The sequence below is a fragment of the Paraburkholderia sp. MM6662-R1 genome, from assembly GCF_050436245.1.
GTDB lineage: Bacteria > Pseudomonadota > Gammaproteobacteria > Burkholderiales > Burkholderiaceae > Paraburkholderia > Paraburkholderia tuberum.
The window spans coordinates 517256-536820 of record NZ_JBNDLV010000001.1 but is presented as its reverse complement, the minus strand read 5'-3'; the positions used below and the strand labels follow the sequence as shown (position 1 = coordinate 536820).

At 64.9% G+C, this 19565-nt stretch carries 14 protein-coding genes and 2 tRNA genes; 7 read left to right on the top strand and 9 right to left on the bottom strand.

The annotated features are described in order from the left end of the window. Positions 1 to 43 precede the first annotated feature (43 nt). The 5 genes from lon to OKW39_RS02450 all read left to right on the top strand — a co-directional run bounded on the left by lon (position 44) and on the right by OKW39_RS02450 (position 5377). Entirely contained in the window at positions 44 to 2464 is a 2421-nt protein-coding gene (lon, locus tag OKW39_RS02470; RefSeq protein WP_018418078.1) for an endopeptidase La, read from the top strand. A 318-nt stretch (positions 2465 to 2782) separates the two neighbouring features. Next, positions 2783 to 3055: an HU family DNA-binding protein gene (locus OKW39_RS02465; protein ID WP_429561979.1), complete on the top strand. Its 273-nt coding sequence runs from the start codon at positions 2783 to 2785 to the stop codon at positions 3053 to 3055. Between the two features lie 101 nt (positions 3056 to 3156). After that, positions 3157 to 3232, top strand: a tRNA-Val gene (locus OKW39_RS02460). A 47-nt stretch (positions 3233 to 3279) separates the two neighbouring features. Further along, positions 3280 to 3356: transfer RNA gene (locus OKW39_RS02455), tRNA-Asp, on the top strand. 86 nt (positions 3357 to 3442) lie between these two features. Continuing rightward, entirely contained in the window at positions 3443 to 5377 is a 1935-nt protein-coding gene (locus tag OKW39_RS02450) for a SurA N-terminal domain-containing protein (RefSeq protein WP_429361299.1), read from the top strand. 82 nt (positions 5378 to 5459) lie between these two features. Here OKW39_RS02450 and OKW39_RS02445 read toward each other — a convergent pair whose 3' ends face one another. Beyond that, a complete protein-coding gene (locus tag OKW39_RS02445) occupies positions 5460 to 5801 on the bottom strand; it encodes a hypothetical protein (RefSeq protein ID WP_090804745.1) in 342 nt (113 codons plus the stop codon). Between the two features lie 117 nt (positions 5802 to 5918). After that, positions 5919 to 6623, bottom strand: coding sequence for an arylesterase (locus OKW39_RS02440; protein ID WP_429561978.1), 705 nt, complete (start codon positions 6621 to 6623; stop codon positions 5919 to 5921). On the opposite strand from OKW39_RS02440, the gene OKW39_RS02435 reads away from it, so the two are divergent. Then, positions 6622 to 7308 carry an ABC transporter ATP-binding protein gene (locus tag OKW39_RS02435; protein ID WP_026225394.1) on the top strand — a complete coding sequence of 229 codons (687 nt, stop codon included), beginning with the start codon at positions 6622 to 6624 and terminating at the stop codon, positions 7306 to 7308. The genes OKW39_RS02440 and OKW39_RS02435 overlap by 2 nt on opposite strands. A 136-nt stretch (positions 7309 to 7444) precedes the next feature. Here the strand turns inward: OKW39_RS02435 and pgi are convergent, their stop codons facing one another. The 3 genes from pgi to OKW39_RS02420 all read right to left on the bottom strand — a co-directional run bounded on the left by pgi (position 7445) and on the right by OKW39_RS02420 (position 12529). Next, positions 7445 to 9067 carry a glucose-6-phosphate isomerase gene (gene pgi / locus OKW39_RS02430; protein WP_429336414.1) on the bottom strand — a complete coding sequence of 541 codons (1623 nt, stop codon included), beginning with the start codon at positions 9065 to 9067 and terminating at the stop codon, positions 7445 to 7447. Positions 9068 to 9414: 347 nt separating this feature from the next. Continuing rightward, the gene (locus OKW39_RS02425; RefSeq protein WP_429561977.1) at positions 9415 to 11055 is read right to left on the bottom strand and encodes an NAD(P)H-hydrate dehydratase; all 1641 of its coding nucleotides are present in this window, start codon (positions 11053 to 11055) and stop codon (positions 9415 to 9417) included. Positions 11056 to 11233: 178 nt separating this feature from the next. Continuing rightward, positions 11234 to 12529 carry an FAD-dependent oxidoreductase gene (locus tag OKW39_RS02420; protein WP_429561976.1) on the bottom strand — a complete coding sequence of 432 codons (1296 nt, stop codon included), beginning with the start codon at positions 12527 to 12529 and terminating at the stop codon, positions 11234 to 11236. Between the two features lie 268 nt (positions 12530 to 12797). On the opposite strand from OKW39_RS02420, the gene purL reads away from it, so the two are divergent. Further along, positions 12798 to 17087, top strand: coding sequence for a phosphoribosylformylglycinamidine synthase (gene purL, locus OKW39_RS02415; protein ID WP_429561975.1), 4290 nt, complete (start codon positions 12798 to 12800; stop codon positions 17085 to 17087). A gap of 165 nt (positions 17088 to 17252) precedes the next feature. Here purL and OKW39_RS02410 read toward each other — a convergent pair whose 3' ends face one another. From OKW39_RS02410 to msrB, 4 genes are all read right to left on the bottom strand, one after another. Beyond that, a complete protein-coding gene (locus tag OKW39_RS02410; RefSeq protein ID WP_429336418.1) occupies positions 17253 to 18032 on the bottom strand; it encodes a peptidylprolyl isomerase in 780 nt (259 codons plus the stop codon). 10 nt (positions 18033 to 18042) lie between these two features. Then, entirely contained in the window at positions 18043 to 18354 is a 312-nt protein-coding gene (locus OKW39_RS02405) for a BolA family protein (RefSeq protein ID WP_013089413.1), read from the bottom strand. Between the two features lies 1 nt (position 18355). Further along, positions 18356 to 18886, bottom strand: a complete 531-nt coding sequence (locus tag OKW39_RS02400; RefSeq protein ID WP_090804756.1) for a septation protein A — start codon at positions 18884 to 18886, stop codon at positions 18356 to 18358. A gap of 162 nt (positions 18887 to 19048) precedes the next feature. After that, positions 19049 to 19471: a peptide-methionine (R)-S-oxide reductase MsrB gene (msrB, locus tag OKW39_RS02395; RefSeq protein WP_429361292.1), complete on the bottom strand. Its 423-nt coding sequence runs from the start codon at positions 19469 to 19471 to the stop codon at positions 19049 to 19051. Positions 19472 to 19565: the final 94 nt, after the last annotated feature.

Here is a 19565-nt window from a genome sequence, read left to right as displayed (position 1 = left end):
CCTCACCTATCGAACGAACTGATTCCACTCATGGGGAAATGAAATGTCAGGAACCCAACTCCTCCCGCCGGAACGCATTACGCTGCCGCTGCTCCCGCTGCGCGACGTAGTCGTTTTCCCGCACATGGTGATTCCGCTCTTCGTAGGCCGCCCGAAGTCGATCAAGGCTCTCGAAGCAGCGATGGAAGGCGGCAAGCACATCATGCTCGTCGCCCAGAAGACGGCTGCGAAAGATGAGCCGACCGAAAAGGACATGTACGAAGTAGGGTGTATCGCCAACATCCTGCAGATGCTGAAGCTGCCCGACGGTACCGTGAAGGTGCTCGTCGAAGGCTTGCAGCGCGCGAAGACGCTTTCCATCGAAGAACAGGAAACGCAGTTCTCGTGCGAAGTCATGCCGCTCGAACCTGACCACGCCGACAGCGCTGAAACCGAAGCGCTGCGTCGCGCGATCGTGTCGCAGTTCGACCAGTATGTGAAGCTGAACAAGAAGATCCCGCCGGAGATCCTGACCTCGCTGTCGGGTATCGACGAGGCAGGGCGTCTCGCCGACACGATCGCGGCGCATTTGCCGCTCAAGCTCGACCAGAAGCAACACATCCTCGAGATGTTCCCGGTGATCGAGCGGCTCGAGCATCTGCTCGCGCAACTCGAAGCCGAGATCGACATCCTGCAGGTCGAAAAGCGTATCCGCGGGCGCGTGAAGCGTCAGATGGAGAAGAGTCAGCGCGAGTACTACCTGAACGAACAGGTCAAGGCGATCCAGAAGGAACTCGGCGAAGGCGAAGAAGGTGCGGATCTCGAAGAACTCGAGAAGCGCATCACGGCCGCCCGCATGCCGAAGGAAGCGAAGAAGAAGGCCGACGCCGAGCTGAAGAAGCTCAAGCTGATGTCGCCGATGTCGGCGGAAGCGACGGTCGTGCGCAACTACATCGACACGCTGATCGGCTTGCCGTGGCGCAAGAAGAGCAAGGTCAACAACGACCTGTCGAATGCGGAGCGCGTGCTCGACGAAGACCACTTCGGTCTCGAGAAAGTGAAGGAACGTATTCTCGAGTATCTCGCGGTCCAGCAACGTGTCGACAAGGTCAAGGCGCCGATCTTGTGCCTCGTGGGGCCTCCGGGCGTCGGTAAGACTTCGCTCGGTCAGTCGATCGCGCGCGCGACGAACCGCAAGTTCGTGCGCATGGCATTGGGCGGCGTGCGTGACGAAGCCGAGATTCGTGGCCACCGTCGCACGTACATCGGTTCGATGCCGGGTAAGATCCTGCAAAGCCTGACCAAGGTCGGCGTGCGCAATCCGCTCTTCCTGCTCGACGAAGTCGACAAGATGGGTCAGGATTTCCGCGGCGATCCGTCGTCGGCCCTGCTGGAAGTGCTCGATCCGGAACAGAACCATACGTTCGCCGACCACTACGTCGAAGTCGACTTCGATCTGTCGGACGTGATGTTCGTGGCGACGTCGAACTCGCTGAACATTCCGCCGCCGCTGCTCGACCGGATGGAAGTGATTCGTCTGTCCGGTTATACGGAAGACGAGAAGGTCAGCATCGCGCAGCGTTATCTGCTGCCGAAGCAGAAGAAGAACAACGGCCTCAAGGATGGCGAGGTCGATGTGACGGAAACTGCGATCCGCGACATCATTCGTTACTACACGCGCGAAGCGGGCGTCCGCTCGCTCGAGCGTGAAATTTCGAAGATCTGCCGCAAGGTCGTGAAGATGCTTCTGCTGAAGAAGGCGGAAGGCGCGGTGAAGGTCGACGGCAGCAACCTCGACACGTTCCTCGGCGTGCGCAAGTACGACTTCGGTCTGGCCGCGAAGGAAAATCAGGTGGGCCAGGTCACGGGTCTCGCGTGGACGGAAGTGGGCGGCGATCTGCTGACCATCGAAGCCGCGGTGATGCCGGGCAAGGGCAATGTGATCCGCACGGGTTCGCTCGGCGACGTGATGAAGGAATCCGTCGAAGCGGCGCGCTCGGTCGTGCGTTCGCGTTCGCGTCGTCTTGGCATCAAGGACGAAGCGTTCGAGAAGCAGGACATTCACATCCACGTGCCGGAAGGCGCAACGCCGAAAGATGGTCCTTCGGCTGGTATCGCGATGACGACCGCGCTGGTGTCGGTGTTGACCGGTATTCCGGTGCGCGCCGATGTCGCGATGACGGGCGAAATCACGCTGCGTGGCGAAGTTCTGCCGATCGGCGGCCTGAAGGAAAAGCTGCTGGCGGCGCATCGCGGTGGCATCAAGCTGGTGCTGATTCCGGAAGAAAACGTCAAGGACTTGACGGAGATTCCGGACAACGTGAAGAACGCGATCGAAATCGTGCCGGTCCGCTGGATCGACAAGGTGCTCGAACTTGCGCTCGAGCGTGTACCGCAGGCGTTACCGGAAGAAGAACCGAAGCCCTCGGCGCCGGTTGGGGCTGAGCCGGGCAAGGATGCCGCGACGGACGTCGTCAAGCACTAAGGTTCGATGCGCGTCAGAACGCGCTGACACCAAAGCATTCTGCAGCGGTGTCGTTCGCTGAAGCAGAAAACCCGCGGTCAAGAGCCGCGGGTTTTTTTGCCCGCGCGGCTTCGTCGCCAAGCGGGATCGCCAGTCTTTCCGCTGCAACATACTGTGACAAAAGCGCCCCTCTAAAATAACGCCGATCAGGCTCAACCCCGGTTGACACAAGGGTTTCGGCCGCTTCTAATGAGGCGGCTTGGCGTTCGCGCCGGCCGCGTGGCGGGAGGTGCTGGAAAGCACTGTCACGATTGCCAATAAATATTCACGGGGGTTTGAATGAACAAGACGGAATTGATCGATCACATAGCACAGCAAGCCGACATTTCGAAGGCCGCGGCGGGCCGTGCACTCGATGCGGTCATCGCGGGCGTCAAAAACACGTTGAAGAGGGGCGGATCTGTGACGTTGGTCGGCTTTGGCACGTTCGCGGTCGGCAAGCGCACCGCGCGCACCGGACGCAATCCGCGCACGGGCGCCGCGATCAAAATCAAGGCAGCAAAAGTTCCTAAATTTAGGCCTGGCAAAGCTCTGAAGGATGCGCTAAACTAGTGCGCTTGCTGCTTGAGGAATTGCTTAACCCGGCTGCATGAACGATTCACGGGGAGGGCAGCGGCAAGGCAGAAAACACATCAAGCACTGAGTCACGAAACGGGTGCTTAGCTCAGTTGGTAGAGCGGCGCCCTTACAAGGCGTAGGTCGGGAGTTCGAGCCTCTCAGCACCCACCAGTTTCAGATTCGGCTGCAGTGTTTCCAGTCGCAAAAGTGCAGTATAAGGAGTGGTAGTTCAGTCGGTTAGAATACCGGCCTGTCACGCCGGGGGTCGCGGGTTCGAGTCCCGTCCACTCCGCCAGTATCCACGAAAGGCGAACTCCGGTTCGCCTTTTTTGTTGCCCGCTGTTGTAAGATCGGGCGTTCTGTTTTTGGCACCCCTCACGCATGCTCGATTTTTTCCGCAATCACCAACGCCTGATGATGTTCATGCTCATCCTCGTCATTTTGCCGGGGTTGGGTTTCGTGGGTATTCAGGGTTTCCGCGGCTTCTTTGACGAAAGTGCAAACGTCGCGAGTGTCAACGGTCACAAGATCACCCGTGTCGAATACGACGACGCGATGCGCCAGCAGATCGACCGCGGGCGTCAGATGCTCGGCGCGAAGTTCGACATGAAGTCGTTCGACACGCCGGAGCGCCGTCGCCAGATGCTCGACGGCATGATCGAGCAGCGTGTGCTTGCCGACGAAACGCAGCGTCTGCATCTGAGCGCATCGGACGAAGCGGTGCGCCGCGCGCTGCTGTCCGATCCGGTGATCTCGTCGCTGAAGAATCCCGACGGGTCGATCGACCTCGACCGCTACAAGCAACTGCTCGCGATGCAGGGCATGACGCCCGATCAGTACGACGAGCGCGTGCGCTACAACCTCGCTATGCAACAACTGCCCGCGAGCATCGAGGCGAGCGCGTTCACGTCGAAGACGCTCGCGCGGCACTTGACCGAGCTCGCGCAGCAGCAGCGTGAAGTGCAGGGCATCGCGTTCCATCCGCACGATTACGCGGCGAAGATCCAGCCGACCGATGCGCAACTGCAAGCGTACTACGACGCGCATCGCAACGACTTCGCGACGCCCGCTACGGCGGCGATCCAGTACCTGGTGATGTCGCCGGCCGCGCTGAGCGCATCGGTGCAGCCGAGCGACGCGGACCTGAAGAAGTACTACGACGACAACATCGCCCACTTCCGCACCGAAGGCGAAGTGCGCGCGAGCCATATCCTGATCGCGGCACCGAAGGACGCGAGCGCGGCCGACAAGGCCAAAGCGAAGCAGAAGGCCGAGGAGTTGCTCGCGCAGCTCAAGGCGCATCCGGACCAGTTCGCGCAGATCGCGCGGCAGAACTCGCAGGATCCGGGTTCGGCATCGAAGGGTGGCGATCTCGGTTACTTTGGCCGCGGCATGATCGCGGGCGGCCAGGCGTTCGACGACGCGGTGTTCGCGCTGAAGAAGGACGAAATCAGCGGCATCGTCCAGACCGACTTCGGTTTCCACATCATCAAGGTCACCGATGTAAAGCCGGCGGTCACGAAGTCGTTCGACGAAGTGAAAGACCAGATCGCCAGGGAGCTGAAGACGCAACTGGCGAACAAGGCATTCACCGACAGTTCGGAAGGTTTCACGTCGCTCGTCTATGAAAAGGCCAAGAGCCTGCAGCCGGCCGCTGACAAATTCAAGCTGCAGATCCAGACCGCGACGGTCACGCCGCAGCCGGATCCGAAGCTGCCGCCCGACAGCCCGCTGAACAACCCGAAGTTCCTCGCAGCCGTGTTCGCGAACGACTCGGTATCGGCGCACAACAATACGCAGGCCATCGACGTCGGCAACAACACGCTGATCGCCGCGCGCGTGACCGACTACAAGCCCGCTGCCGTGCCCGCATTCGACGCGGTGAAGGACGCGGTGCGTCAGAAGGTGATCGCCGTGCAGGCGAACGAAGCAGCGCACAAGGACGGCGTCGCGAAGCTGGCCGAGTTCGAGAAGTCGAAGGCGACCGCCGGTTTCTCGTCGCCGCTGAAGGTGTCGCGCAATGACGCGCAGGGCGTGCCACCTGCCGCACTGAGCGCAATCTACAAGGTCGATGCGCAAAAGTTGCCGGCCTACGTCGGTGTCGATCTCGGCGACGACGGCTATGCGATCTATCGCGTGAACCAGATCGTGCAGCCCGCGGCCACCGACGCGCAGCATCTCGCTGTCGCGCAGCAGCAGATCGCGCAGGTGGACGCGCAGTCGGAGACCGAAGCCTATCTGAAAGCGCTGCGCGAGCGCTCGAAGGTGAAGATCTACGGTACGCTCGACAGCGCCGCCCAGCCGGCCGATCAGTAAGCCGCAGTAAGCATTACCTGCTCGTCCAAAAGCAAGCCCCGCATTTGCGGGGCTTTTTTTTATCTACAGCCGGGTGGCAGCTTTACAGACAGCCGCTGATCGCGCCGGTGGCGTTGCCGCCGCCAGCGCCGCCGGCGCGAAAGCCGACCCACGTGCCCTTACCGCTATACGAAGGACGGACCACCGCGGCCGCGCCGTTGGGCGGCTGCTGGCCCGGGACGTAGACGTCCATGGCCTGATCGTTGGCGAGGATGTTTTGCGAGATTACCTGTTGTTGCGAACTATCCGCCCATTTTTGCGCGATGCAGGTTGCGACGGCGCGAGGCGGCTGCTGGCTTTGACCCACCGACTGAACGCCGGCCGGCGGTTGAGCCGCGCAGGCCGAGATGGCAATGGTCAAAGCGATTAACGGTAAATATTTCAACGTTATCTCCTCAGAAGTCGCTCAAGAATGAGCCGGGTGGCAGGGATTGCCCATATGTCGAACGGCTCGGCGATCCATGTTCCCCCAGGTTCCGGAAACAAGTCGTTAGCATGTCTTTCAGTGCGGCGAACTTGTGCGAAGAAGTGGCTTGACAGCGGGCCACACGTTGTTGAGTAGCAGCGGCTGTGCCTGCCGCGTCGGGTGGAGCTGATCGGCCTGGAACATGTCCGGTTTATCCGCGATGCCGGCGAGAAGAAACGGCACGAGCGGCACATGGAACTCCTTCGACAGTTGGCCGTAGAGGCCGTGGAACTTTTGCGTATAGTCGGGGCCGTAATTGGGCGGCACGTACATGCCGACGAGCACGACCTTCGCGTGGCCTTGCTGCGCCTGTTCGATGATCGTGCGCAGGTTGTCCTCGGTCGTCGAGAGCGGCACGCCGCGCAACGCGTCGTTGGCGCCGAGCTCGACGATCACGATGCTCGGTTTGAGCCGTTCCATCAGCGCGGGCAGACGCGCGCGTCCGCCGCTCGTCGTGTCGCCGCTGATGCTCGCATTGGCGACGCTATAATCGATGCGCTCTTCGGCCAGACGCTGACGCATCAACGCGACCCAGCCCGTATCGCGGGGCAGCCCGTACTCGGCGGAGATGCTGTCGCCGAGCACGACGATCACCGGCTTCGCGGGTTCGGGCGTATTCGCCGCGTGAGCCCGCAACGGTAACGAAACCAGCGCGGCGGCCATCATGGTCGCGCCGAATGCCGCAGACAGCGCCGCGGCGCGCGGGGCGATGGCGCGCACTTTCAACCTACGCTTCACCATGCCAAACAGAACTGATCCAGTCATTGAAGTGCGGGGTTTGTGCAAGAGGGTTAAGGATGCTGCGGGCGAACTGACGATTCTCGATGACATCGATCTTGCCATCGATGCCGGCAGCAGCGTCGCGATCGTCGGTGCATCCGGGTCGGGCAAGTCTACGCTGCTCGGCTTGCTCGCGGGATTGGACAGCGCGAGCGCGGGCTCGGTTCGGCTGCTCGGGCGCGAACTCGGCGAGCTCGACGAAGACGGCCGCGCCGCGTTGCGCAGCGGCGCGGTCGGCTTCGTGTTCCAGTCGTTTCAGTTGATGCCGCATCTGACCGCGCTCGAAAACGTCACGTTGCCGCTCGAACTGCAAGGCGGCATCGGCACACGCGAGGCCGCCGCGCGTGCGCGTGAACTGCTCGAACAGGTTGGGCTCGGGCAGCGTACCGGTCATTATCCGAAGCTGCTGTCGGGCGGCGAGCAGCAGCGCGTCGCGCTCGCGCGCGCGTTCGTCACGCGCCCGGCGATCCTGTTCGCCGACGAACCCACCGGCAGTCTCGACGCGGCCACCGGCCACGCGGTGATCGATCTGATGTTCGAGATGAATCGCGCGCACGGCGCGACGCTCGTGCTCGTGACACACGACATCGAACTCGCGCGGCGTTGCGATACGACGGTGACGATCGAAGCGGGGCGGCTCGCTTAATGGTCTGGAGGATCGCGGGCTTGCGCTCGCCTACCTCGAGCATGTCGTCGTCGAAGCAAAAACAAAGCGGGCCGTAGCCCGCTTTGTTCTGTTTGTGGCGCGTAATCCCCCGCTATCGTGCGCTCCAGACTTCCATTCAGCGCTTCAACGCAGCCCGGGCCCGCGCGATCAGCGCCGCCGTCGACGAGTCATGCTTCTTCACGTCGGCACTCGCCGCACCCAGATCGGCCTCGACCACCTTGCCGAGAATCTTGCCGAGTTCGACGCCCCACTGATCGAACGGGTTGATGTTCCACACGGACGCCTGCACCAGCACCTTGTGCTCATAAAGCGCGATCAACGCGCCGAGCGTGCGCGCGGTCAACGCGTCGAGCAGCAGCGTCGCGGTGGGGCGGTTGCCGGGGAACGTCAGGTGCGGTGCGAGTTCCGGCTTGTCGGGGCCGGCCACTTTCTTCGCTTCTTCAAGCGTGCGACCGAGCATCAACGCTTCGCTCTGCGCGAAGCAGTTCGCGAGCAGCTTCGGATGATGGCTCGCAAGCGGATGCTCGGGCGTCAGCAGCGCGATGAAATCGATCGGCACGATCGTCGGGCCCTGGTGCAGCATCTGGAAAAACGCGTGCTGACCGTTCGTGCCCGGCTCGCCCCATGTGACTGCGGAAGTCGCATAGTCGACGAACGCGCCGTCGAGACGCGCGGACTTGCCATTGCTCTCCATTTCGAGCTGCTGCAGATACGACGGCAGGAAATGCAGCGCCTGCGAATACGGCGCGACCAGATAGCTCTGCGAGCCGAAGAAGTTGCGATACCAGATGCCGATCATGCCGAGCAGCACCGGCAGGTTCCTGTCGAGCGGCGCGGTGCGGAAGTGCTGGTCCATCTCGTTGGCGCCGGCGAGCAACTCGTCGAACTGTTGCGGACCTACCGCGATCATGATCGACAGACCGACGGCCGACCACAGCGAGTAGCGTCCGCCGACCCAGTCCCACATCGAGAACACGTTCTCTTGCGCGATGCCGAACTTGACGACTTCGGCGGTATTGGCCGACACACCGACGAAGTGCTTCGCCAGCGCGCTTTCCGGGCAGCCTTTCTGGATGAAAAAGTCGCGCAGCGAGCGCGCGTTGGTCATCGTCTCCAGCGTCGTGAAAGTCTTCGACACGATGATCGCGAGCGTCTCTTCGGGATCGATCTGCTGCATCACGCTGTACAGATCGGCGCCGTCCACGTTCGACACGAAGTGCGTCGAGATCTCGGGCGTCGCGAGATGATGCAACGCGTGCACGACCATCTTCGGCCCTAGATCCGAGCCGCCGATGCCGATGTTCACGACATGACGGATCCGCTTGCCGGTGTAGCCGGTCCATGCGCCGCTGCGGACCTGCTCGGCGAACGCGGCCATTTTCTTGCGCTCGGCCTGCACTTCGGCGAAGAACGGCGCCTTCGGGTCGGTTGCGCGCAAGGCCGTGTGCAGCGCGGCGCGGCCTTCGGTCGGGTTGACGACCTCGCCCGCGAACATCGCGTCGCGGCGCTTTTCGACGCCGGCTTCGCGGGCGAGTTGCACGAGCAGTTGCAGGGTTTCGGCGGTGATGCGGTGCTTCGAGAAATCGGCTGAGAGACCGCCGCCCGCGAACGTGAAGCGTTCGGCGCGCGTGGGAGCGGGATCGTTCTCGGGGGCGAACCAGTCGCGCAGATGCGCATCGCGAATCGTGTCGTAATGCGTCTGCAGCGAGGACCAGGAGGGGAGCGAGTTCTGGGTCATAGCGTCCGTCTAACCAAGGGGCACGAAGGAAGGCGCGCGCATGAAGCGTGGCCGAGAATGATGCGGCGATGCAGTCAGAGCGATGCCACGCGGCCCGGATCGGGACAGGTGCCGACGATACTTCGCGAAGCGGATGAACTTCGCGAAAACGCGAGGCGGCGCCCGCGCCCGCTGGAGTATCGCCGCGACCCGCGATCGATCCGACGCGCGGCGCAGGCAATCAGTATAGCGGGGATGCGCGACGGGCAGCTGGGCGTTGCGCGCGCTCGCAATGATTGGGATCGCGATGTGTCATCGGTGTGAACGAGCGCCGCGGACGCGATTCGTATTCAGAGCAATCGCGCGCGTCAAGCAAGCGGCGCCGAATAGAACAGCCGGTTCAACAAGGTACGCACCATCGGTGCCAGCTCGCCGGCCGTCAGCCCGGCGGGGCCGTGGCCCTGCGCGGTCAGCGTATCGGCGGCAAGGCCGTGCAGATAGACGCCCGCGAGCGCCGCCTCGAAGCGTGGCAGATGCTGCGCGAGCAGCGCGCCGATGATGCCGCCGAGCACGTCGCCGGTGCCGCCCGTCGCGAGCGCGGCGTTGCCGGTCGGGTTCAGCGCGAGGCGGCCGTCGGGCGCGGCGATGATCGTGCCGACGCCCTTCAGCACGACGACGCTCGCAAAACGCGCCGCGAGCGCACGCGCGGCCGCGAGACGGTCGCGTTGCACGCTCGCCGCATCGCTGCCAAGCAGGCGCGCCGCTTCGAGCGGATGCGGAGTGAAAATGCACGGATCGCCTTGCACGCCGCGCGCGGTGACTTCCGCGGCGAGCGCGGGATCCTTGGCGACCAGGTTCAGCGCGTCGGCATCGAACAGCTTGGGCACGTCGAGTTGCAGCACGTCGTGCAGTACCCGCGTCGCGCGTTCGCCGTGCCCCATGCCGCAGCCGATCGCGAGTGCGTCCATCGAATCGAGCGGCAGCGTGTCGATCGGATGCAGCATCAGTTCGGGGTGCGGCGGATCGTAGGGCGGGGCGCCTTCGCCGAGCAGCGCGACGTGGACCTTGCCCGCACCGGTGTAGAGCGCCGCGCGTGCCGCGAGAATCGGCGCGCCGCACATGCCGGTGTCGCCGCCGACCACCGCGAGGCTGCCGAAGGTGCCCTTGTTGGTCGCGAAGTTGCGTGGGGGCATGAAGGGGCCGAAGAGATCGGGCGCGCTGAGCTGGATCGCCGCACGTGAGGCGCTGGTGGCAGCGTCCTGGCTGCCCCCGTCGTTGATCCCTGCCACGAGCCCGATCGGTGCGACCGTCACTCGCCCGGCGAGATCGCGGCCTTGCGCGGTGAAAAGCCCCGGCTTCGCGCCGATGAACGTGATCGTGTGCGTCGCATGGATCGCCGCCGCGCCGTTGCCGCCGATCACCGCGCCGGTGTCGCTGTCGAGCCCGCTGGGCACATCGAGCGCGAGCACGGCGCCTTGTGTCGGGCGCGCCTTCGTGCGCTGCGACAACTGCCGCGCGAGCGTCGCGAAGACGCCGTCGAGCGGCCGCGCGAGACCGATGCCGAACATACCGTCGACGAGCCAGCCATAGCCGTCGAGCGAGGCGGGCGGCGCCGCATCGATCGGCACGCCGGCGGCGCGCGCGGCGTCGAGCGCCCAGCGCGCGTCGGCGGGCTTCACTTCAACCGGCATACAGACTTCGACTGCGATGCCGGCCTTGTGCAGTTCCGTCGCGACGACCAGCGCGTCGCCGCCATTGTTGCCGGGGCCGGCGACCAGCCACGCGCGCTGCTGCGACTTCGTCACCGACGTATCCGCGGCGATCCGTTCGAGCAGCCAGCGCGCGGCCGCATGACCGGCGCGCGCCATCAGCGTGTGCTCGGGCAGGGCCGTGGCGGCCAGGGATTCGGCGATCCGCAAGTCGGTCAGCGTCAGCAGCGGCAGCGCAAGCGGCTGCGAGTCGGTCAGCGGATCGAAAAGGGAGAGCAGCGAGTTTTCTGCGTCTGTCATGGCGAAACCTGGCGGTGCGCCCGCGGCGCGGCGGGCAGACTTTGGAATCGCTATGTTAGTGCCGATAGGCGCAAGGCGTGCGGCTGTTTCGGTGCGTGCGGCGGAAGCGGCGCGATGAACGCGGGGTATCGACAGCGGGCTGTCAGCCCGCCATACCCGCCTGGAACCGCACGAAACCTTACTGGAACCGCTCCGGCCTCAATGCAGCGAGCGTGTCTTGCGGCAACGTCGGCGTCTGTCCCGACATCAGCTGTGCAACGAGCTTGCCCGCGCCGCAGGCGAGGCCCCAGCCGGCCGGACCATGCCCGACGTTGATGAACAGCCGCGGATGCAGCGCGTTGCCGATCACCGGCAAGCCATCGGGCGACAGCAGTTTCACGCCTTCCCACGGCAGCGCCGCCGAAATGCGCGCGGCGCCCGGAATCCAGTCGTGCGTCGCCTGGCCGAGCAACGCGAGCGCCTCCTTGGTCAGCGCTTCGCCGAGCGGCTTGTCGATCTGGCTCGCGCTTTGCAGCACCGCGCCGCCCGCGATCCGCAGCCGATGGTTCATGCGGCTGATGCCGATGCGCTTGACCGCATCGACGATCGCGACGTGCGGCGCGCATTCCTCGTGCGCGATCGGCGCGACCAGCGAATGCAGCCGCAGCGGATGCAGCGGCAGCCTGAGCCCCGCGCGTTCGAGCAGCGCGAGGCTGCCGTAACCGGCGGCGACCACGACGGCGTCGGCCTGGACCACGTCGATCTCGCGCGAGCGGGGCGCGCCGTCGCGCGGCGCCAGTTCGACCGCCGCGCGCTGACTGTCGAGACGAATGCCGGTCACCTCGCAGTTCGGCATGAACTGCACGGCGCCTTGGGTATCGAGCACCTGTTTGACGAGCTTGGTAAAAAGCGGACAGTTCGCGGTGCGCTCGTGCTCGAACAGCACGCCGCCGGCGAATTCAGGATCTGTGGGGACCGCATGCTCGAACGCCGCGCATTCGGCCGGGCTCAGCACGTGATGCGGCACCTCGAACCGGTGCAGCAGATCGAGCGCGGCTGCGTTCAGCTCCCATTCGTGCGCGCTGCGCACGAGGTACAGCAGACCGCTCGCCTGTTCGAATTCGAGGCCGAAGCGGGCTTCGACATCGGCCATCGCATCGCGCGAGGATTCGATCAGCGGCCGCAGCAGCGCGTACTGGCGCGCGAACGCCTCGGGTTCCTGCCATGCTCCGAGCTGCTTGATGAACTGCCGCGCGGCGCCGTTGAAGCCGGTCTTGCTGATCACGCCATTTTTCGCGTTGTAGCGGCTCGCCATGAAGGTCGGGCCGAACCAGACGTCGAGCGGCGTCGGCAGCACGTTGCCGCCTTGTCCGTAGGTGGCGCCTTGCGCGACGGTCGCGTGACGCTCGACGACGCATACCCGGTGGCCGGCCGCGCGCAGGTGATAAGCGGTGGCGACGCCCGCTACCCCGCCGCCAATGACGATGACATCCATGCTCTGATTCGATGTGCCGACGGGCGGCTCGCGCGCGTTCCCGCTGGCTGTGACATGCGGCGCGCCGCCGGGTGAAACCCGGGTCGCGTGCGCCGATCTGGTGAAACGCGAATGATAGCAGTCAAAACACCCGCGCGGCGACGCGACGGGCACCGCGGCGACGCCTCGCGCGGGCAGGCGCGGCCCGCCGCCCACGCACCCCGGAGCCCGCTGGAAGCCCGTTCCCGGGGTATAATCCCCGACTTCCTTTCCGCCTCACGTCGCCTGCATGCGCGGCTCCCCGGCATCAATGAGCGACGCAACGTCAAGTCCCATGGCCCACTTCTCGTGTTTCCCCGGCGCTTCGGCCCTCTCCGATTTTCGTCAAACCCGCCTGCTCGACACGCTCACGCGCATCGACCCGAATATCACCGGCGTGCGCGGGCAGTATCTGCACTTCGTCAATGCCCAGACCGAACTGTCCGCTGAAGACAGCGCGAAGATCGAGGCGCTGATGCACTACGGCAATCCGTTCGAAGAAGGCAAGGAGCGTGGCGCGGTCGAGACCTTCCTCGTCGTGCCGCGCTTTGGCACCGTGTCGCCGTGGGCCAGCAAGGCAACCGACATCGCGCATCTGTGCGGGCTCACGCGGGTGCGCCGCATCGAGCGCGGCGTCGAGTACTCGGTGACGCTGAAAAGCGGCCTGCTCGGCGGCAAGAAGACGCTGTCGGACGAAGCGCGCGCGGCCGTCGCCGCCGCGCTGCACGATCGCATGACCGAGAGCGTCGCGCCGTCGCGCGACCATGCGTTGCATCTGTTCGACGAATTGCCGGCCAAGCTTCTGCAAACCGTCGACGTGCTCGCGAGCGGCCGCGCCGCGCTCGAAACCGCCAACGCGGAACTGGGCCTCGCGCTCGCCGACGACGAAATCGACTATCTGGTCGACGCATTCACGAAGCTCGGCCGCAATCCGACCGACGTCGAGCTGATGATGTTCGCGCAGGCCAACAGCGAGCACTGCCGCCACAAGATCTTCAACGCGGACTGGACGATCGACGGCGAGAAGCAGGACTTGTCGCTGTTCAACATGATCCGCAACACCGAGAAGCTGAACCCGCAGGGCACGATCGTCGCGTATTCGGACAACTCGGCGATCATGGTCGGCGGCATGGCCGAGCGCTGGTTCCCGCGCACGCCGGCGCAGCTCGGCGCGAGCGAATTGCCCGAGCACTATGGCCGCAGCGTCGAGCTCACGCACACGCTGATGAAGGTCGAAACGCACAACCACCCGACCGCGATCTCGCCGTTCCCGGGCGCCGCGACCGGCGCAGGTGGCGAAATCCGCGACGAAGGCGCGACCGGACGCGGCGCGCGTCCGAAGGCGGGCCTCGCGGGCTTCACGGTATCGAACCTCGAACTGCCGGACGGCGTCGAGGCGTGGGAAAACGCCCGCGACACCGCTCAGCCGCTCGCGCGGCGCAATCCGGCCGACCAGCACGAAGCGTACGGCCGCCCGGACCGCATCGCCTCGCCGCTGCAGATCATGATCGACGGCCCGCTCGGCGCCGCCGCGTTCAACAACGAATTCGGCCGGCCGAACCTCGGCGGCTACTTCCGCACCTACGAGCAGAACGTCGCGGGTCTCGTGCGCGGCTATCACAAGCCGATCATGATCGCGGGCGGCATCGGCAATATCTCCGACCAGCACACGCACAAGCACGATCTGCCGGAAGGCTCGCTGCTGATCCAGATCGGCGGCCCGGGCATGCGCATCGGCATGGGCGGCGGCGCCGCGAGCTCGATGGCGACCGGCACCAACACCGCCGAGCTCGACTTCGACTCGGTGCAGCGCGGCAACCCGGAAATCGAGCGACGCGCGCAGGAAGTGATCAACGCGTGCTGGCAACTCGGCGCCAAGAACCCGATCCTCAGTATTCACGACGTCGGCGCGGGCGGTCTGTCGAACGCGTTCCCCGAAGTGGTGGACGGTGCGGGCAAGGGCGCACTGTTCGAACTGCGCAAGATCCAGCTCGAAGAGAGCGGTCTGTCGCCGCGCGAAATCTGGTCGAACGAAGCGCAGGAGCGCTACGTGCTCGCCATTGCGCCGGCCGATCTGCCGGCGTTCGAAGCGATGTGCAAGCGCGAGCGCTGCCCGTTCGCGGTGATCGGCACGGCCACCGCCGAGCGTCAACTGAAGCTCATTGATTCCGAACTGCAGGAAGGCGCGCACCAGCCAGTCGATATGCCGATGGAAGTGCTGCTCGGCAAGGCGCCGCGTATGCACCGCGACGTAAAGCGTGCCGAGCGCAGGCTCGAACCGGTCGACGTGACCGGCCTCGCGCTGCAGGACGTCGCGCAGAGCGTGCTGCGTCATCCGACGGTCGCGAGCAAGTCGTTTCTGATCACGATCGGCGACCGCTCGGTCGGCGGCACGACCGCGCGCGATCAGATGGTCGGTCCGTGGCAGGTGCCGGTGGCCGACGTCGCGATCACGACGATGGATTACGCAGGCTTCAGCGGCGAAGCGATGACGATGTCCGAGCGCACGCCGCTCGCCGTCATCAACGCACCGGCCTCCGGCCGTATGGCAGTCGGCGAGGCGATCACCAACATCGCGGCAGCGCCGATCGCGTCGCTCGACAAACTCAAGCTGTCGGCCAACTGGATGGCCGCGTGCGGCGCGCCTGGCGAAGACGCCGCGCTCTACGACACGGTCAAGGCGATTGGTATGGAACTGTGCCCGGCGCTCGGTATCGGCATTCCGGTCGGCAAGGATTCGCTGTCGATGCGCACCCGCTGGGAAGAGAGCGGCGTCGCGAAGGAAGTGGTCGCGCCGGTGTCGCTGATCATCTCCGCGTTCGCGCCGGTTGAAGACGTCCGCAAGCATCTGACGCCGCAACTGCAGCGCGTGAGCGAAGTCGGCGAGTCGGTGCTGATTGCGATCGATCTCGGCCGCGGCAAGCAGCGTCTGGGCGGCAGCATTCTCGCGCAGGTCACGCAGCAGGTCGGCGACACGGTGCCTGACGTCGACGATCCGGAAGATCTGAAGCGCTTTTTCAACGCGATCCAGGCGCTCAATAGCGACGGCAAGCTGCTCGCGTACCACGACCGCTCGGACGGCGGCTTGTGGGCGACGGTTTGCGAAATGGCGTTCGCGGGTCACGCGGGCGTGTCGCTGAACGTCGACATGCTCGTGCTCGACGCGCATCACGAATCCGATTACGGCGACGCGAAGGACTGGGCGAAGCAGACCAGCGGCCGCCGCGACGACCGCACGCTGCGCGCACTCTTCAACGAAGAACTCGGCGCCGTCGTGCAAGTGCGCGCGGCCGATCGCGACGCGGTGCTCGCCGCGCTGCGCGAGCATGATCTGTCGGCGTGCTCGCACGTGATCGGCAAGACCAACGAGCGCGACGTGATCGAGATCTATCGCGACGCGAAGAAGCTCTACGAGGCGCCGCGTGCCGAACTGCATCGCACGTGGAGCGAAGTGAGCTGGCGCATCGCGCGTCTGCGCGACAACCCGGCTTGCGCCGACGCCGAATACGACGCGCTGCTCGATGCGGCCGACCCGGGCATCACGCCGGTGCTGAGCTTCGATCCGGCCGACGATGTCGCCGCTCCGTTCGTCCCCCAAGGGGACTTCCTTCGGGGCGTCCCCCAAGGGGACTTCCTTCGGGGCGTCCCCCAAGGGGACTTCCTTCGGGGCGTCCCCCAAGGGGACTTCCTTCGGGGCGTCCCCCAAGGGGACTTCCTTCGGGGCGTCCCCCAAGGGGACTTCCTTCGGGGCGTCGGCAAGGGCGCGCGTCCGCGCGTCGCGATCCTGCGCGAGCAGGGCGTGAACTCGCATCTGGAGACGGCCTATGCATTCGATCGCGCCGGCTTCGACGCGCACGACGTGCACATGAGCGACCTGCTCGCGGGCCGCGCGAACCTCGCCGATTTCGCGGGTGCGGTCGCGTGCGGCGGCTTCTCGTACGGCGATACGCTGGGCGCCGGCGAAGGCTGGGCCAAGACGATCCGCTTCAACGCGCAACTGGCCGACATGTTCGCCGCGTTCTTCAGTCGTGGCGACACGTTCGCGCTCGGCATCTGCAACGGCTGCCAGATGATGAGCAGCCTCGCGTCGATGATCCCCGGCGCCGAAGCATGGCCGAAGTTCACGCGCAACAAGTCGGAGCAGTTCGAGGCACGCTTCTCGCTCGTCGAGGTGCAGGCATCGCCGTCGCTCTTTTTCGCCGGCATGGAAGGCTCGCGCATTCCGGTCGCGGTCGCGCACGGCGAAGGCTTTGCGGACTTCTCGCAGCAGGGCGACAAGTCGAAGGTCGCGGTCGCGATGCGCTATGTCGATCACCGTGGTCAGGCGACCGAGCAGTATCCGTTCAACCCGAACGGTTCGCCCGAGGGCATCACGTCGGTCACGACGGCCGATGGCCGCTTCACGGTGCTGATGCCGCACATGGAGCGCGTGCATCGCGCGGTGCAGATGAGCTGGCATCCGCAGGGCTGGGGCGAGATCGGCACGGACGCGAGCCCGTGGCTGCGCGCGTTCCAGAACGCGCGTCGCTGGCTCGGTTGATGAGTCGAGGGGCTGCCGCCCGCGTGCGGCGGCTCCTGGTTGCGGCAGCCACGCACGCCGCCGCTGCAAATCTTGCAGCAACAAAAAAGCCGCCCACGGGCGGCTTTATCGCATTCAGGCTTCAGAGCCAGGCGGACTATCCGAAGACAATCTGCCCGCCGACCCTTACTGAATCTTCGCGTTCTTGCGCAGATTCTCTTCGAACGCCTGCAGCTTTTCCTGCTGGATCTGCTGCACGATCTGCGCGCGCACCTGCTCGAGCGGCGGCGGCGTGACGGCGCGGATGTCGTCGACACGGATGATGTGCCAGCCGAATTGCGTATGCACCGGCGTGTCGGTCATCTGGCCTTTCTGCAAATGCGTGGCCGCGTCCGCGAATTCAGGCACGTAGGCCTTCGGGTCCGACCAGTCGAGATCGCCGCCGTTCTTGCCCGATCCCGGGTCCTTCGAGTACTGCTTGGCCAGGGCCTCGAAGCTCGCGCCGGCCTTGATCTTCGCGATCAGCTCCTTCGCCTGTTGCTCGTTGTCGACGAGGATATGGTGCAGGTGATATTCCTTGCCGCCCGCATCCTTGACGAGCGCGTTGTAGCGCGCGGTGATTTCGGCGTCGGTCGGCTGATTGTTCTTTACGAAGTCTTCGATCAGCGCGCGCAGCACGACAGTTTGCTGCGCGACCGCGATTTGCGCCTTGACGTCCGGACGGTTCGGCAGCCCGCGACGCAGCGCTTCCTGCATCAGGATTTCGCGATTCACGAGCTCTTCGCGCACGGCCTGCTGCAGTTGCGGCGTGTCCTGCTGTCCCTGGTGAACCAGTTGCTGGATCAATGCATCGGCGCGCGACTTCGGAATCGGCGTGCCGTTCACCACGGCGATGTTCTGTGCGAATGCAGGTGCGGCCGCGAACGCAGCCAGCAATACCCAGTGGCGGGTTTTCTTCAAGGTCATCGAAAGGTTCCTAGCGGGGCAACAAAGCAAATTCTTCGGGCGTGTACGCCGTGATGGCAAGGGCATGAATGCCGCGCTGCATGGCATCGGCCAGCGCATCATACACCATGCGATGCCGCGCCACGCGGGGCTTGCCGGCAAACGCGACGGCCACGATCGTGACACTGAAATGACCGCCGGCGGCGGCACCAGCGTGGCCCGCGTGCTGCGCGCTGTCGTCGGTGATGCGGATCGATTCGACGGGCGCGAGCGCGGCCGCGAGGCGCGCCTCGATGAGCGCGGCGCGCTCGGCGGTGGTGGCGTGCATGAACAGGTCGCTCATGTCATTCCTCCTTCATGTACTTCGACAGCCACAGGCTCTGCCCGACGATGAACACGAGCAGGCAGCCGGTCGCGCCGAACAGCTTGAAATTGACCCACTGATCGGTCGTATAGTGATACGCGACGAACAGGTTCAGCAGACCGAGCAGCACGAAAAACGCCGCCCAGATCAGGTTCAGCTTGCCCCAGATCGCGTGCGGCAGCGTGATCTGCTTGCCCATCATCGCTTCGATCAGGTTCTTGTTGAAGCCGAGCTGCGACACGATCAGCGCGACGGAAAACGCCCAGTACAGCACGGTCGGCTTCCATTTGATAAAGGTGTCGTTGTGCAGCACGAGCGTCGCGCCGCCAAATACGACGACGACGCCGAGGCTCACCCACAGCATCGGGTCGACCTTGCGGTGGCGGAACGCCACCCACGCGATCTGCACCAGCGTGGCGACGATCGCCACTGCCGTCGCCGTGAAAATGCCCCAGATCTTGAAGGCGACGAAGAACAGGATGATCGGGAACAGATCGAACAGGAATTTCATTATCTGATCGGGAAGTCGGAGAGTGAGTCGAACGTTGAAGCGCGCCCGCCTGGCGTGCAAGGTGCGCGGTGCCCGCTGGCGAGCGGGACTGCCGCATTGGAAGGGCGCCGCGCGCACTTCCAATGCGGCGCCGAAGGCGGGCAGGGATGCTGCCGCGCCGCGTTACTTGGGCTCGAATTGTAACGCAGCTGAATTGATGCAGTAACGCAGACCGGTCGGCGCCGGTCCGTCCTCGAACACGTGGCCCAGATGCGCGCCGCAGTTCTTGCACTGCACCTCGATGCGAAGCATGCCGTGTGTGCGGTCGGTCTTCTCGGCGATCACCTCGCCGTTGATGGGGCGGAAATAGCTCGGCCAGCCGCAGCCGGCGTCGAACTTGGTGTCCGATTCGAACAGCGGCGTGCCGCAGCACACGCAGTCGTAGACGCCGCGTTCCCAGTGATCGTCGTAGCGGCCCGTGAACGGGCGCTCGGTGGCCGCATGGCGCGTCACCTGGTATTCCGTGTCGGTCAGCTGCTTGCGCCACTCGGCGTCGCTTTTCTGTACGGCTGGGGCGTCATGCTTGAGATCGTCGGGGTTGCTCATGGTCGGGTTCCTGTCTCGGGTTTGTCTCGCGGGTTTGTGCTGGTTCGTGCCGGTGTTTTCTGGAGGCACGGCCGTGGCGATTCAACCGCGCCGG

Coding starts and splice junctions, on each gene's coding strand:
- OKW39_RS02420 (WP_429561976.1), bottom strand. CDS start 12,529: ATGGATGTCATCGTCATTGGCGGCGGGGTAGCGGGCGTCGCCACCGCT.
- purL (WP_429561975.1), top strand. CDS start 12,798: ATGCGCGGCTCCCCGGCATCAATGAGCGACGCAACGTCAAGTCCCATG.
- lon (WP_018418078.1), top strand. CDS start 44: ATGTCAGGAACCCAACTCCTCCCGCCGGAACGCATTACGCTGCCGCTG.
- OKW39_RS02450 (WP_429361299.1), top strand. CDS start 3,443: ATGCTCGATTTTTTCCGCAATCACCAACGCCTGATGATGTTCATGCTC.
- OKW39_RS02400 (WP_090804756.1), bottom strand. CDS start 18,886: ATGAAATTCCTGTTCGATCTGTTCCCGATCATCCTGTTCTTCGTCGCC.
- OKW39_RS02440 (WP_429561978.1), bottom strand. CDS start 6,623: ATGGTGAAGCGTAGGTTGAAAGTGCGCGCCATCGCCCCGCGCGCCGCG.
- OKW39_RS02435 (WP_026225394.1), top strand. CDS start 6,622: ATGCCAAACAGAACTGATCCAGTCATTGAAGTGCGGGGTTTGTGCAAG.
- pgi (WP_429336414.1), bottom strand. CDS start 9,067: ATGACCCAGAACTCGCTCCCCTCCTGGTCCTCGCTGCAGACGCATTAC.
- OKW39_RS02465 (WP_429561979.1), top strand. CDS start 2,783: ATGAACAAGACGGAATTGATCGATCACATAGCACAGCAAGCCGACATT.
- OKW39_RS02410 (WP_429336418.1), bottom strand. CDS start 18,032: ATGACCTTGAAGAAAACCCGCCACTGGGTATTGCTGGCTGCGTTCGCG.
- OKW39_RS02405 (WP_013089413.1), bottom strand. CDS start 18,354: ATGAGCGACCTGTTCATGCACGCCACCACCGCCGAGCGCGCCGCGCTC.
- OKW39_RS02425 (WP_429561977.1), bottom strand. CDS start 11,055: ATGACAGACGCAGAAAACTCGCTGCTCTCCCTTTTCGATCCGCTGACC.
- msrB (WP_429361292.1), bottom strand. CDS start 19,471: ATGAGCAACCCCGACGATCTCAAGCATGACGCCCCAGCCGTACAGAAA.